This window comes from Sphingomonas sp. PP-CE-3A-406, assembly GCF_003688625.1.
Taxonomy (GTDB): Bacteria; Pseudomonadota; Alphaproteobacteria; order Sphingomonadales; family Sphingomonadaceae; genus Sphingomonas.
The window spans coordinates 806,823-820,436 of record NZ_RCWY01000003.1; the positions used below are offsets into that span (position 1 = coordinate 806,823).

Sequence of the window (13,614 nt, forward strand, 5' to 3'; positions counted from 1 at the left end):
CTCCCCCGCAAGGGGAGGTGGCTGGCACTTGCCAGACGGAGGGGGAGGCATACGAAACCACTGTTCCGTGTCCTCCCCCTCCGTCACCTTCGGTGCCACCTCCCCCTGGCGGGGGAGGATTGAGAGTTAGCTCTTGGTCGGGCGGTAGGCCTCGACGTCGATGTCGTGGCGCTTGAGCTTGTCGTAGAACGTCTTTCTCGGGATGCCGAGTGCGGCCAAGGCCGAGCGGACGTCGCCGCTGACCTGTTGCAGCGTAGCGCGGATCGTCGCTTCCTCGAACTTGTCGACGCGGGCGGGGAGGGGGATGTCGCTGTCCTCGTCGACCGCCTCTTCCGCCTCGACTCGGAGCACGAGACGCTTGGCGAGGTTGTCGAGTTCGCGGACGTTGCCGGGCCAGTCGTGCTGGCCGAGATACGCTAGCGTCGCGGTGTCGATCGTCGGGACCTCGCGGCCGAACCGTTCCGCCGCCTGGTGGAGCAGGTGGCCGAACAGCAGCGGGATGTCGTCGCGGCGTTCTCTGAGCGGTGGGATGCGGAGGCGTACCGCGTCGAGGCGGAACAGGAGATCGGCGCGGAAGCGGCCCTCCTCTACCGCCTGTTCGAGACCGGGTTTGGCGGCGGCGATCACGCGCAGGTCTAGCGCGCGGGGGAGATCTCCGCCGACCGGCATCACCTCACGTTCCTCGAGCACGCGGAGCAGCTTCGCCTGGAACGCCGGCAACGTGCTCTCGATCTCGTCGAGGAACAGCGTGCCGCGGTTCGAGGCCTCGATCCGGCCGGTGCGGGGGAGGCGTGAGTCGCCGTCATGGCCGAACAGCTCGATCTCCGCGACCGCCTCGGGCAGCGCGGCGCAGTTGACTGCCACGAACGGGCGGGAGCGGCGGTTGCTCCAGCGGTGGAGGAGGACCGCGACAAGTTCCTTGCCGGTGCCGGTCTCGCCTTCGACCAGCACGTCTATGTCGGCCTGGGCGATCTGGCGCATCGTTTCGCGGAGGCGGACCATCACCGGGGTCTCGCCGATCAGCGGTTCGGCGCCGATCGTTTCCTCCGCCGCGGCGCGGAGGCGGCGATTGTCGAGGACGAGGCGGCGCATTTCGAGCGCCCGGCGCGCGCCGGCGATCAAGTGGTCCGTGGCGAAGGGTTTCGGGATGAAGTCGAACGCGCCGTTCTTGAGCGCGGCGACCGCCATCGCGACGTCGCCGTGGCCGGTCATCAGCAGCACCGGGATTTCGTGGTCGATCGCGGCGATCCGGCGGAAGAGTTCGAGGCCGTCCATCTTCGGCATGCGGATGTCGGACACTACCGCGCCGTCGAACCCTGCGGTTACGCGGGCAAGCGCGACGGTCGGGTCGCGCTCGGCGATCACCGCGATGCCGGCGAGTTCGAACGATTGCTCGAGCGCACCGCGGAGGACGTCGTCGTCGTCGACGAGCAACACCGCTTGCTCGCTCATGCCTTCACCAGGATCATACGGAAAATGGCGCCTTCTGGAGCTGGGACGAGGTCGAGCGTGCCGCCGAACTCGGTCATGATGTCGCGCGCGATACCGAGGCCGAGCCCGAGGCCGTCCTTCTTGCTGGTCGCGAACGGGGTGAAGAGGTGGTCGGCGATGTCGGCCTCGATGCCGGGGCCGTTGTCGGCGACGGTCAACACGACGTCGCGGCCTTTCCTGCCGACCGTGACGCTCACGCGAGCATCGCGGCGGTCGGCGACCGCGTCGAGGGCGTTCTGGAGTAGGTTGACCAAGACCTGCTCCAGGCGGACGCGACCGGCGATCACCGTCAGTCGCGCCTCGGGACCGTTCGGCAGGTCGAGCGTCACGCCTTTCGCGCGGAAGCGGTCGCCGATCAGCAGGCGGACGCCGTCGATCGCTTCGTCGAGCGCCACCGGGCCGATCGAGCCTGCACCGCGCCGGGCATAGCGCCTCAGCCCAGCGGTAATCGTGCCGATTCGGCTGGTGAGGTCGACGATCGACTGGAGATTGGTCGCGGCCCGCGCCGGTTCGCCGCGGTCGAGGAACGCTGCGGCATTGTCGGCGAAGGTGCGGATCGCGGCGACGGGCTGGTTGATCTCGTGCGCGACGCTGGCGGTGATCGTGCCGATCGAGCCGACGCGGTTGGCGTGCGCCAGTTCCTCGCGGGCCTGGCGGAACCGCTGGTCGGACGCCTCGCGCTGCTCGACCTCGATCTGGAGTCGGTCGGCAGTCGCGCGGAGTTCGGCGGTGCGGCGGGCTACCTCCGCCTCGAGTTCCGCCCGCGCGCCGACGTTGCGCTTGCGTCGCTCGTACAGCCACCACGCGCCGAGCATCGTCGCGATCGTCAGCATCGCGGCGATCGCGGTGGCCCAGCGCGTGCGCGCGGCGGCCGTCCGCAAGGCAGCGTCGAGCGGCTCCATGTGCACCAGCCGCCAGCCCGAGATCGGTACCGGCAACGACACGGTGATCGCGGGCGATCCGTCGGGCAGCCGTGAAACGCCCTCGGCAAGCGTCAGTGGGGCGGGGGCCAGCGGCGACGATCCGAACTGGCGCGTCTCGACCAGCTCGGTGCGACGCGAAGGCGAGAGTGGGCGGGTGGTCCTAAATTCGAGCTTCGGATCGCTGGAGATCAGGATGACGCCGTCGGGATCGGTGACGAAGGTCGCCATCCGGTCCTGAATCCACGCCCGCGCGATCTTCTCGAACTCGACCTTGACCACGACCACGCCGAGCGGTCGACCGGCGCGGTCGATCCGTCGCGACAGGTATAGGCCCGGCCGCCCGCTGACGCTGCCGAGCGCGAAGAACTCGGTTGCGCCGGAGGCCATCGCCTTAGTGAAATAGTCGCGGAAGCGGTAGTCGTGGCCGAGGAAGCTGTCGGGGCGCCCGGCGTTCGAGGCGGCGATCGTCATGCCCTGCGTATCGAGCGCGTAGATCACGGGGGCGCCGGTGCGCTCGGCCAGCAGCGCGAGCTTGGTGTTGAGCGCGGGGTCGACCTTGCCCGAGGCCAGCGCCGCGCGGACGTCGGGGTATTCGCCGAGCATGATCGGCAACAGGCGGTAGGTCTGCAACTCGGCTTCGAGCAGGCGAAGGTTGCTCCGAGTCTGCTGGACCGCGCGCATCCGCACGCCCGCACGCGCGTCTTCGGCAGCGCGCTGGCCGTAGATCGAGGCGACTCCCGCGACGATCGTGCCAAGCGCCGCGAACGCCAGCAGCACTGTCAACGCCGTGACGAAAAGGGGAGATCGGAGTCGCGTCATTTTGTGCGGATTATCACACACGCACTGGCCGCGCCATTGGTGAAACGCGGCGATTTCCACACGTCCGAACAAAGGGTATGCTGATAAATGGCTAAAAACCAACGTTCTAAGCGCTGAAGGTGCCGCTCTTGTAGTCCTGGGTTCGGCCCGGCATTACCGTCGCACACAACGTCCCGCGTGAGTGGACGAGAAGACCAGGAGGCGATGTTGACCCTACCCACCCAGACATATGGCGTCGCGGAAACGCCCGCGCGGAAGCGCTGGAGCGGCCAGCTCTATATCCAGGTCCTGATCGCGATCGCGCTCGGCGCGGCGCTCGGGCATTTTTATCCGACGTACGGCGCGGCGCTGAAGCCACTCGGCGATGCGTTCATCAAGCTGGTGAAGATGATCATCGCACCGGTGATCTTCCTGACGCTCGTCACCGGCATCGCCGGGATGAAGGAGCTCGGCTCGGTCGGTCGCGTCGCGGGCAAGGCGTTCGCCTACTTCCTGTTCTTCTCGACGCTGGCGCTGATCGTCGGGCTCATCGTCGCCAACGTCGTCCAGCCGGGCGCGGGGATGAACATCGACGCCGCCACGCTCGATACCAAGGGCATCGCCGACTACACGGTGAAGGCGCACGAGACGACGATCACCGGGTTCCTGATGAGCATCATCCCGGACACGATGGTCAGCGCGTTCACGGAAGGCAACATCCTCCAGATCCTGCTCGTCGCGATCCTGTTCGGTATCTCGCTGAGCCTGGTCGGCGAGCCTGCCAAGCCGGTGCTGAACTTCCTCGAGCGCCTCAGCCTGATCGTCTTCAAGCTGGTCGGCATCCTGATGCGCGCAGCTCCGCTCGGTGCGTTCGGCGCGATCGCGTTCACGATCGGGAAGTACGGGATCGGCAGCCTTGCCAATCTCGGCGCGCTGGTCGCAACCTTCTATCTGACCGCGGCGCTGTTCGTGATCGTCATCCTTGGCACCGTCGCTCGGCTCACGGGCTTCTCGATCTTCAAGCTGATCAAGTATCTGAAGGCCGAGCTGCTGCTGGTGCTCGGGACGTCGTCGTCGGAAGCCGCGCTGCCGAACCTGATCCAGAAGATGGAAGCGGCAGGCTGCGAGAAGTCGGTCGTCGGGCTGGTCGTGCCGACTGGCTATTCGTTCAATCTCGATGGCACTAACATCTACATGACGCTGGCGGCGCTGTTCATCGCGCAGGCGACCAACACGCACCTGACGCTCGGCCAGGAACTGTTGCTGCTGGTCGTCGCGATGATCTCTTCGAAGGGGGCGGCGGGTGTCACTGGTGCTGGCTTCATCACCCTGGCCGCGACGCTGTCGATCGTGCCGACCGTGCCGATCGCCGGCATGGCGCTGATCCTCGGCGTCGATCGCTTCATGAGCGAGTGCCGCAGCCTCACCAACTTCATCGGCAACGCGGTCGCGACGATCGTGGTCGCCCGTTGGGAAGGTGGTCTCGACCGCGACAAGCTCGATGCTGCGCTGTCGGGCACGCTCCCCGAGTTCGTGCCGGCGGCAATCCCCGCCGCTGCTACCGCCCATTGATGCCGGCGGGGACGGCCAGTCCGTCCCCGTTCGCCAGTACCGGAACTTGTTTATGACCTCGATGACGATGCGCCGCTTGCGGCACGCGGCTGGCCTTGCCACGTCTGCACTCTCGATCTTCGCGTTCGCGAATGTCGCCACCGCGCAGGCCGAGGCGCCGCCTTCGCGCCCTGCCAATATCGGCGCCAAGGATGTATCGAGCACCGCCGAAGCGTCGCCGATCGCGGAGAGCTATCCCAATGCCGCGGTCGGCGACGGCGTGACGGCAGGCGGCTACAACCAGTCGCGTTGGGCCGAGGACTGGTCGAAGCTGCGTGATCCGAAGAAGCGCAAGGACATCGTCGACCAGCTGAAGTTCATTTCGCTGGCGGGCGACGGCGACGTCTATCTGACGCTGTCGGGCGAGGCGCGGTTGCGCGTCAACGAGACGACCAACCCCAATCTGCGCAATGCCGAGGCACAGCGGCAGGATATCCTCCGCCTGTTCGGGGGTGCCGATCTGCACGTCGGCCAGCATCTTCGCTTCTACGGCGAACTCGCGCACGGCACGCTGGAGGGCGAGAATCTCGGCACCGCGCTGCCGAACCTGCGCAACAAGCTGGCCGTGCAGCAGGCGTTCGTCGACCTGACCGGGACGGTCGCCGATGTCGATGTCGGCGTGCGCTATGGTCGCCAGACGTTTGCGGACGGTCCGAACTTGCTGGTCGTGCCGCGTGACAACAACACGTTGTTCTTTGGCTTCAACGGCTTCCGCGCCTGGGCGCGCGCCGCCGGCGTCCGTGCCGACGTGTTCGACTTCAAGCCGACCGCGTATGGCAATGGCGGTACGCAGGATGACAATGCGGAGAGCGCGCGGCGGTTCTCGGGCATCTCGACGGGCATCGTCGTGCCGGAGACGCTGTTTGGGGGCTCGAAGCTGTACGTCGATCCGTTCCTTTGGCGCCTGCGCAATCGCGCGGCGGTATGGGGCACGGACAATGCGCGCGAAGTCCGTAATTTCTACGGCCTGCACGTCTGGGGCGATGCGGGGCCGGTCAATCTCGACTGGACGATCAATTACCAGGGCGGTTCGTACGACAACCGCTCGATCAAGGCGTGGCTGATCCTGCTGGCGCAGACCTACAAGCTCGGCGAAGGCAAGTCGGCACCGCGCGTTGGCTTCCACGCGGATTATGCAAGCGGCGGCGGCGCGTACGGTAAAGGCACGTTGCGCAACTCGCTCGCGCCGTTCGGCAACAACATCTATTACAGCTATCAGCTGTTCGCGACGCCGACCAACCTGATCGCGCTGGCGCCGAACGTGACGTTCAGCGTGTTCGACAAGCTGCGGCTGACGGCGGAATATCAACGCTCGTGGCGCGATACGACGAGCGATGCGGTGTACCGTGCGAACGGCTCGGCGTTTGCCGGCACGCAGAATTTCGGGGGCAAGAAGATCGCCGATACGCTGCGATTCCAGGCGGTGTATCCGTTCACCTCACGGCTGTCGTTCACCGGGCGCTACGAGCATCTGATCGCGGGGCCTGCGCTGACGAATGCGGGGTACAAGAACTCCGACTTCCTCGCCGGCTGGATCAGCTATCGGTTCTGATCAGCTCCGTCATCCTGACGAAAGTCAGGACCCAGAGCCAGGACCGTTAGCGCCTGTTACCCTGGGTCCTGACTTTCGTCAGGATGACGAGTGGGCGGCGATACCGCCCGGATTAACCTGCGTCGTTCAGCACCGCGTTTTCTTCGTTTTCGACCATACCGGTACTTCAATTCTCCGATCGACTGTGGCACACAGGCTCCAACATCAGGAGTCACATGGCCATGGATCTCAGCTTCACGCCCGAGGAAGAAGCCTTCCGCGACGAAGTCCGCAGCTTCTTCCGCGACAAACTGCCCGCGCGGCTCTCGACGCTGGTCCGCGAGGGCAAGCGGCTGCGCAAGTCGGACATGGAGGAATGGCACGCGATCCTCAACGAACGTGGCTGGCTGGCGAACCATTGGCCCGAGCAATGGGGTGGTCCCGGCTGGAGCGTGATCCAGCGCTTCATCTTCGATAACGAGTCTGCGCTCGCACACGCGCCCCGCGTGGTCCCGTTCGGCGTCAACATGCTCGGTCCCGTGCTGATCAAATACGGTTCCGAAGAGCAGAAGAAGCAGTGGCTGCCGCGGATCCTCGATGGCTCCGACTGGTGGTGCCAGGGGTATTCGGAGCCGGGCGCCGGCTCCGATCTTGCGGGCCTCAAGACCACCGCGGTCAGGAAGGGCGACGTCTATGTCGTCAACGGCCAGAAGACCTGGACGACACTTGGCCAGCATGCCGACATGATCTTCTGCCTCGTCCGCACCGACGCGACTGCGAAGAAGCAGGAGGGGATCTCGTTCCTGCTGATCGACATGAAGTCGCCCGGCATTGAGGTACGCCCTATCACGCTGATCGACGGCGAGCAGGAGGTGAACGAGGTGTTCTTCACCGACGTCGAAGTGCCGGTGGCGAACCTTGTTGGCGAAGAGAATATGGGCTGGACTTACGCCAAGTACCTGCTGACTTATGAGCGCACCAACATCGCCGGCGTCGGCTTCTCGATCGCCTCGTTCGAGCGGCTGAAGGAAGTCGCGCAGATGCAGAAGAAGGGTGGGCGTGCGCTGGCCGACGATCCGTTGTTCGCGGCGCGGATGGCACGGGTCGAGATCGATCTGGCCAACATGCAGACGACCAACCTGCGCGTGCTCGCGGCGGTCGCGGGTGGCGGTGCGCCAGGCGCGGAAAGCTCGATGCTCAAGATCAAGGGCACCGAGATCCGCCAGGAGATCACGTCGCTGACGCGTCGCGCCTACGGCTCGTACGCGGCGCCGTACATACCCGAAGCTCTGGAGGCCGGGTGGAACGGCGAGGATGTCGGCCCGGAGGACGCGGCGATGGCGGCGCCGAGCTATTTCAACAACCGCAAACTGTCGATCTTCGGCGGGTCGAACGAGATCCAGAAGAACATCATCTCCAAAGCCATCCTGGGTCTGTGATACCATGAACTTCGAACACACCGACGACCGCCGCATGCTCGCCGACACGCTCGTGCGAGCGTTGCGCGACGGCTATCCGATCGAGACGCGCAACGCGGGCGCGTATGGCGAGGCGGGGTATGACCCTGCGATCTGGCAGCAGTTGAGTGAACTCGGCATCGTGTCGGCGCTGTTCGACGAGGCGGCGGGCGGCTTCGGTGGCAGCGGGTTCGACATCATGGTCGTGTTTGAGGCGCTCGGCCGCGCGCTCGTGGTCGAGCCGTTCCTGGGTGCGCTGATGGCGGGGCGTGCACTGGCGAAGGCCGGCGGGCATGACGAGACGCTCGCCGGGATCGTGTCCGGCGAGACGATCGCCGCGTTCGCGCACGAGGATGGCGCGACGTCGGTGACTGCTACGAAGAGCGGCGATGGCTGGACACTGAGCGGGACGAAGGCGGTCGTGCCGCAGGCGGGCGCGGCGTCGGTGTTCGTCGTGGTGATCGAGCAGGACGGCGATCCGCTGGTGCTGCTCGTGCCGGCGGATACGGCCGGGGTGTCGGTCCGCAGCTTCAACGTCGTCGAGGGTGGTGCAGCCGGGGACGTGACGTTCGAGAACGTCACTGTCGGCGCCGATGCGCGTGTCGGTGGCGAAGGGCAGGGTCAGGCTATCATCGATGCGGCGGTCGGGGCGGGGTTGCTCGCGCTGTCGGCCGAAGCGGTCGGGGCGATGGAGTTCGTCAAGGAGGCGACGCTCGGCTACCTCCGCGACCGTAAGCAGTTCGGCGTGCCGATCGGCAAGTTCCAGGCGCTACAGCACCGCATGGCGACGGTGTTGCTCGAGATTGAGCAGGCACATTCCGCGGTGATCAACGCGGCGTCGGCGTTCGACGGCGATGATGCGAAGGCACGGGAACGAGCGCTGGCGGCGGCAAAATACACGATCGGGCGGACCGGCGCGCTGGTCGCCGAAGAGTCGATCCAGCTTCACGGCGGCATCGGCATGACCTGGGAGTACGCCGTGTCGCACTACGCCAAGCGGTTGGTGATGATCGATCACCAGTTGGGCGACGAGGATTATCACCTGCAGCGGTACATCGCGCTGGGCTGAGTGCCCGTTACCCTAACGCGCTCCGTCACCCTGACGAAAGTCAGGGCCCAGGGTTACGGGCGTCGTCCTTTGTGGCTCTGGGTCCTGACTTTCGTCGGGATGACGTTGGGGGATGACGCGAGTTATCGCCGGCGCTTCCCGATCATCGGCCGCAGTCGCACACCGAGACAGATCACCGTCGGCCACAACAGCGTATTGAGGATGTCGAGCGAGGTATCTTCCCACCGCCACGACCCGAACGTCAGGCGGTCCATGATCTCGTTGAACGCCTCGCCGGCAACGACCACCCACCACGGAATGAACGTCCCGAACGACCGGCGGGTCACCAGTCGCGCGAGCATCAACAGCGCCATGCCGGCATGAATATGCAGGATCGTGTCGGGCAGTCCGGTGCCGTCGCCGATCCAGTCGATCATCTTGTGGTACAGGGTCGGGGTCACGCTGTTGCTCCGGACGAGCGGAATGCCGCCGTCGCGCGCTATACTTGGGTCACTCCGGCGCGGCAAACGACCGGGAGGTGTCGCCCAGCATCAACGGTTTAAGCTCGCCGATCGTCGCGTCCAGCCAGCCGATGAACCGATCGATCCGCGCGATCCGCCGGACGTCGCGGTGGACGACGAGCCAGAACGAGCGCTGGATATTCACCGCTTCGGGCAGCACGCGCACCAGTCCTGGCATTTGGTCGCCTATGAAGCACGGGAGTATCCCGCATCCCGCCCCCGCCGCGATCAGTTCGGCCTGCGCGACGATGCTCGAACTACGGATCGAGGCATCGAGCCGCCCGTCGATCTCCGCCAGATAGCGGAGTTCGGGGGCGTAGATCATGTCGGGCACGTATCCGATCAGCCGGTGCCGAATCAGGTCCGCGGTGGTCGCGATCGGCCCTGTCCGCGCGAGGTGATCCGGATGCGCGTACAGGCCGAGGTGATAGTCCGTCAGCTTTCGCGCCACCAGCGGGCCGCTTTTCGGCCGCGCGAGCATCACCGCGATATCCGCCTCTCGCCGTGAGGGATTGAGGAAGCCGGTCGACGCGATCAGGTCGACTGCGATCCGCGGATGCTGGTTCGTGAACGACGCGAGCCGCGGCGCGAGGATGCGGCTGCCGAACCCTTCCGAGACGCTCAATCGGATCGGCCCCGCGAGCACGCCCGCGTCATTGCCGACCACCTCCTGGATGCCAAGCGCGGACGCCTCCATCGTCTCGGCATGGTCGAGCAGCGCCGCGCCGCGCTCGGTCAGCGCGTATCCCGCCACGGTCTGTTCGAACAACGTCGTCTGGAGTCGCCGCTCAAGCCGCTGCAGGCGCCGCGACACCGTCGTCGCGTCCTGCCCGAGCAGTTTTGCGGCTGGCCCGAGCCTGTGCGTGCGCGCCAAAGCGAGGAAATACCGGACGTCGTCCCAATCCATGAACGCCTCACCCTATGCTGCATATTTGCAGAGCGTATCTGCAAACAGCCCCACTTGGCTGCGAAACGCTTATGGCGGACGATGCGGGCAACTAGAAGAGGATGCCCATGCGGACGATCGAGAATTTCGTGAGCGGTGCGGCCAGCACGGCCGAGCGCTTCGGCGACGTGTTCGACCCGAATTCGGGCGAGGTGCAGGCGCGCGTGCGGCTGTCAGGCGCGACCGATCTGGATGCGGCCGTTGCCGCGGCGCAGAAGGCGCAGCCGGGGTGGGCCGCGACTAACCCTCAACGGCGTGCTCGCGTGATGTTCGAGTTCAAGCGGCTCGTCGAAGCCAATATGGACGAACTCGCGCGGCTGCTGTCGTCCGAGCACGGCAAGGTGATCGCAGACTCTAAGGGCGATATCCAGCGCGGGCTTGAGGTCATCGAGTTCTGCTGCGGCATCCCGCACATCCTCAAGGGTGAGTATACGCAGGGCGCCGGGCCAGGGATCGACGTCTATTCGATGCGCCAGCCGCTCGGCATCGGTGCCGGCATCACGCCGTTCAACTTCCCGGCGATGATCCCGCTGTGGATGTCGGGCGTCGCGATTGCGACGGGCAATGCGTTCATCCTCAAGCCCAGCGAGCGCGATCCGTCGGTGCCGGTGCGGCTCGGCGAACTGTTCGTCGAGGCGGGGCTGCCCGAGGGCATCTTCCAGGTCGTCCACGGCGACAAGGAAATGGTCGACGCGATCCTCGATCATCCCGCGATCTCGGCGGTGAGCTTCGTCGGGTCGTCCGACATCGCGCATTACGTGTACCGTCGCGGCGTCGAGGCGGGCAAGCGCGTCCAGGCGATGGGCGGCGCGAAGAACCACGGTATCGTCATGCCCGACGCGGACCTCGACCAGGTCGTCGCCGACCTGTCGGGCGCGGCGTTCGGCTCGGCGGGCGAGCGCTGCATGGCGCTGCCGGTGGTGGTGCCGGTCGGCGAGAAGACCGCCGTGGCTCTGCGCGAAAAGCTGATTCCGGCGATCGCGGGGTTGCGCGTGGGCGTGTCGACCGACAACGACGCGCATTACGGGCCGGTGGTGAATGCGGCGCATCGCACCCGGATCGAGACCTGGATCCAGACCGGCGTCGACGAGGGCGCGGAGCTGGTCGTCGACGGCCGCGGGTTTGCGTTGCAGGGGCATGAGAAGGGCTTCTTCATCGGGCCGTCGCTGTTCGATCACGTGACGACGGACATGTCGGCGTACAAGGAGGAGATCTTCGGACCGGTGCTCCAGATCGTCCGCGCCGCCGATTTCGAGGAGGCCGTGCGCCTGCCGAGCGAGCATCAATACGGCAACGGCGTCGCGATCTTCACCCGCAACGGCCACGCGGCGCGCGAGTTCGCGGCGCGGGTGAACGTCGGGATGGTCGGCATCAACGTGCCGATCCCGGTGCCGGTGGCGTATCATACCTTTGGCGGGTGGAAGCGCTCGGCGTTTGGGGACACCAACCAGCACGGCATGGAGGGCGTGAAGTTCTGGACCAAGGTCAAGACGATCACGCAGCGTTGGCCGGACGGGTCTGCGCTGCCGGCGATGGCTGAGGATGGTGGGCCTGCGCGGAATAACGACGCGTTCGTTATCCCGACGATGGGGTAGGAGGTTGCCGTCCCCACATGCCGTCATCCTGGACTTGATCCAGGATCCAGAGTTACGAAGCGCGACGCTCTTGGCTCTGGATCCTGACTTACGTCAGGATGACGGGCGGTGGTTGGGTGAGGGGTCGAAGCCCCAATCCTCTGCCAGGTCGCGCCACGTCGGGTTATCCGTTTCAATCAATTCGATTTTCCACGAGCGCTTCCAGACCTTGAGCTGTTTCTCGCGCGTGATCGCCGCCTCCATCGTGTCCGCCATCGCGAACCACACCAGCCGGTTGACCGCGTATCGTTTTGAGAAGCCAGCGAATGTACCCTCGCGGTGCTGAACGATCCGCGCCATCAGGTCGGACGTTACGCCGATGTAGAGCGTTCCGTTACGCCAGCTGGCCATGATATAGACCGCTGGTTGCCTAGCCACATCATTCCCCCAAGTCGTCATCCTGACGAAAGTCAGGATCCAGAGCCACAGGTTTCGGCGTTCCTGGCTCTGGATGCTGGGTCGAGCCCAGCATGACGGAAGAGAGATTTATGACCAACCAGTTCGACCTCACCGACGACCAGCGCGAGATCCAGGAGCTGGCGCGCCGTTTCACTGCCGACCGGATCACGCCGCATGCGGCCGAGTGGGACGAGAAGCACATCTTCCCGCGCGAGACGATCAAGGCGGCGGCCGAGCTCGGCTTCGCGGCGATCTACGTCAGCGAGGAAAGCGGCGGGATTGCGCTGGGGCGGCTCGAGGCTGCGCTGATCATGGAGGCGATGTCGTACGGGTGTCCTTCGACGTCCGCTTTCATCAGCATTCATAACATGGCGGCTTGGATGATCGACCGGTTCGGGTCGGCCGCGGTGAAGGACAAGTACCTCCCCGATCTGGTGACGATGGATCGGCTGGCGAGCTATTGCCTGACCGAGCCGGGTTCTGGGTCGGATGCCGCAGCCTTGAAGACGCGCGCGGTTCGCGACGGCGGCGACTGGATCGTGACGGGCTCGAAGCAGTTCATCTCGGGTGCGGGCGAGAACGAGGTGTATGTGACGATGGTCCGCACCGGTGAGGACGGGCCCAAGGGCATCTCGTGCCTCGTGATCGAGAAGGACATGCCGGGCGTGTCGTTCGGCGCGAACGAGAAGAAGCTCGGCTGGCATTCGCAGCCGACGCGGCAGGTGATCTTCGACGGCGTCCGCGTGCCGGCGGCGAACATGGTCGGGGGTGAGGGCGAGGGCTTTCGGATCGCGATGATGGGGCTCGATGGCGGGCGGCTCAACATCGGTGCGTGCTCGCTTGGTGGTGCGCAGCGGTGTCTCGACGAGGCGATTGCGTATACCAAGGATCGCAAGCAGTTCGGGAAGGCGATCGCGGACTTCCAGAACACGCAGTTCATGCTGGCGGACATGGCGACCGAGTTGGAGGCGGCGCGGGCGCTGCTTTACATGGCAGCGGCGAAGGTGACGGCGAACGCGCCCGACAAGACCAAGTTCGCGGCGATGGCGAAGCGGCTGGCGACGGATACCGGCTCGTCGGTGGTCGACCGCGCGTTGCAGCTGCATGGCGGGTACGGGTATCTGCAGGACTATCCGATCGAACGTTTCTGGCGCGACCTGCGTGTGCATTCGATCCTCGAGGGGACGAACCAGGTGATGCGGATGATCGTCGGTCGCGAACTGACCCGGCAGTGAGTCCGCGCAGCTACAAGTCT

11 protein-coding genes are annotated in these 13,614 nt (G+C 65.7%); 6 read left to right on the forward strand and 5 right to left on the reverse strand.

From position 1 onward, the window contains the following. Positions 1 to 126 precede the first annotated feature (126 nt). Together C8J44_RS15610 and C8J44_RS15615 are read right to left on the reverse strand one after the other, a co-directional pair. On the reverse strand, positions 127 to 1,452 hold the full coding sequence (locus C8J44_RS15610) for a sigma-54 dependent transcriptional regulator (protein ID WP_121905215.1): 1,326 nt from the start codon (positions 1,450 to 1,452) through the stop codon (positions 127 to 129). After that, positions 1,449 to 3,233, reverse strand: coding sequence for an ATP-binding protein (locus C8J44_RS15615; RefSeq protein ID WP_220683122.1), 1,785 nt, complete (start codon positions 3,231 to 3,233; stop codon positions 1,449 to 1,451). Before C8J44_RS15615 ends, C8J44_RS15610 begins: the two co-directional genes overlap by 4 nt. A gap of 207 nt (positions 3,234 to 3,440) precedes the next feature. On the opposite strand from C8J44_RS15615, the gene C8J44_RS15620 reads away from it, so the two are divergent. From C8J44_RS15620 to C8J44_RS15635, 4 genes are all read left to right on the forward strand, one after another. Next, complete coding sequence (locus C8J44_RS15620) at positions 3,441 to 4,784, forward strand: dicarboxylate/amino acid:cation symporter (protein WP_404969219.1); 1,344 nt, start codon at positions 3,441 to 3,443, stop codon at positions 4,782 to 4,784. Between the two features lie 61 nt (positions 4,785 to 4,845). Further along, complete coding sequence (locus C8J44_RS15625; RefSeq protein WP_404969227.1) at positions 4,846 to 6,375, forward strand: alginate export family protein; 1,530 nt, start codon at positions 4,846 to 4,848, stop codon at positions 6,373 to 6,375. 221 nt (positions 6,376 to 6,596) lie between these two features. Then, positions 6,597 to 7,793, forward strand: coding sequence for an acyl-CoA dehydrogenase family protein (locus tag C8J44_RS15630; protein WP_121905505.1), 1,197 nt, complete (start codon positions 6,597 to 6,599; stop codon positions 7,791 to 7,793). Between the two features lie 4 nt (positions 7,794 to 7,797). Continuing rightward, on the forward strand, positions 7,798 to 8,880 hold the full coding sequence (locus C8J44_RS15635) for an acyl-CoA dehydrogenase family protein (RefSeq protein ID WP_121905216.1): 1,083 nt from the start codon (positions 7,798 to 7,800) through the stop codon (positions 8,878 to 8,880). A 122-nt stretch (positions 8,881 to 9,002) separates the two neighbouring features. Here C8J44_RS15635 and C8J44_RS15640 read toward each other — a convergent pair whose 3' ends face one another. Then, complete coding sequence (locus tag C8J44_RS15640; RefSeq protein WP_056055194.1) at positions 9,003 to 9,320, reverse strand: hypothetical protein; 318 nt, start codon at positions 9,318 to 9,320, stop codon at positions 9,003 to 9,005. Positions 9,321 to 9,369: 49 nt separating this feature from the next. Then, positions 9,370 to 10,287, reverse strand: a complete 918-nt coding sequence (locus tag C8J44_RS15645; protein ID WP_121905217.1) for a LysR family transcriptional regulator — start codon at positions 10,285 to 10,287, stop codon at positions 9,370 to 9,372. Positions 10,288 to 10,394: 107 nt separating this feature from the next. On the opposite strand from C8J44_RS15645, the gene C8J44_RS15650 reads away from it, so the two are divergent. After that, positions 10,395 to 11,921 (forward strand): CoA-acylating methylmalonate-semialdehyde dehydrogenase, encoded by a 1,527-nt coding sequence (locus tag C8J44_RS15650; RefSeq protein WP_121905218.1) that lies wholly within the window; start codon positions 10,395 to 10,397, stop codon positions 11,919 to 11,921. A gap of 93 nt (positions 11,922 to 12,014) precedes the next feature. On the opposite strand, the gene C8J44_RS15655 is transcribed toward C8J44_RS15650, so the two are convergent. Next, complete coding sequence (locus C8J44_RS15655) at positions 12,015 to 12,359, reverse strand: GIY-YIG nuclease family protein (protein WP_183128803.1); 345 nt, start codon at positions 12,357 to 12,359, stop codon at positions 12,015 to 12,017. An 89-nt stretch (positions 12,360 to 12,448) separates the two neighbouring features. Between C8J44_RS15655 and C8J44_RS15660 the strand changes: the two genes are divergently transcribed. Beyond that, on the forward strand, positions 12,449 to 13,594 hold the full coding sequence (locus C8J44_RS15660) for an acyl-CoA dehydrogenase family protein (protein ID WP_121905219.1): 1,146 nt from the start codon (positions 12,449 to 12,451) through the stop codon (positions 13,592 to 13,594). The last annotated feature ends 20 nt before the right edge of the window (positions 13,595 to 13,614 follow it).

Coding starts and splice junctions, on each gene's coding strand:
- C8J44_RS15610 (WP_121905215.1), bottom strand. CDS start 1,452: ATGAGCGAGCAAGCGGTGTTGCTCGTCGACGACGACGACGTCCTCCGC.
- C8J44_RS15615 (WP_220683122.1), bottom strand. CDS start 3,233: ATGACGCGACTCCGATCTCCCCTTTTCGTCACGGCGTTGACAGTGCTG.
- C8J44_RS15625 (WP_404969227.1), top strand. CDS start 4,846: ATGACGATGCGCCGCTTGCGGCACGCGGCTGGCCTTGCCACGTCTGCA.
- C8J44_RS15630 (WP_121905505.1), top strand. CDS start 6,597: ATGGATCTCAGCTTCACGCCCGAGGAAGAAGCCTTCCGCGACGAAGTC.
- C8J44_RS15635 (WP_121905216.1), top strand. CDS start 7,798: ATGAACTTCGAACACACCGACGACCGCCGCATGCTCGCCGACACGCTC.
- C8J44_RS15645 (WP_121905217.1), bottom strand. CDS start 10,287: ATGGATTGGGACGACGTCCGGTATTTCCTCGCTTTGGCGCGCACGCAC.
- C8J44_RS15650 (WP_121905218.1), top strand. CDS start 10,395: ATGCGGACGATCGAGAATTTCGTGAGCGGTGCGGCCAGCACGGCCGAG.
- C8J44_RS15655 (WP_183128803.1), bottom strand. CDS start 12,359: ATGACGACTTGGGGGAATGATGTGGCTAGGCAACCAGCGGTCTATATC.
- C8J44_RS15660 (WP_121905219.1), top strand. CDS start 12,449: ATGACCAACCAGTTCGACCTCACCGACGACCAGCGCGAGATCCAGGAG.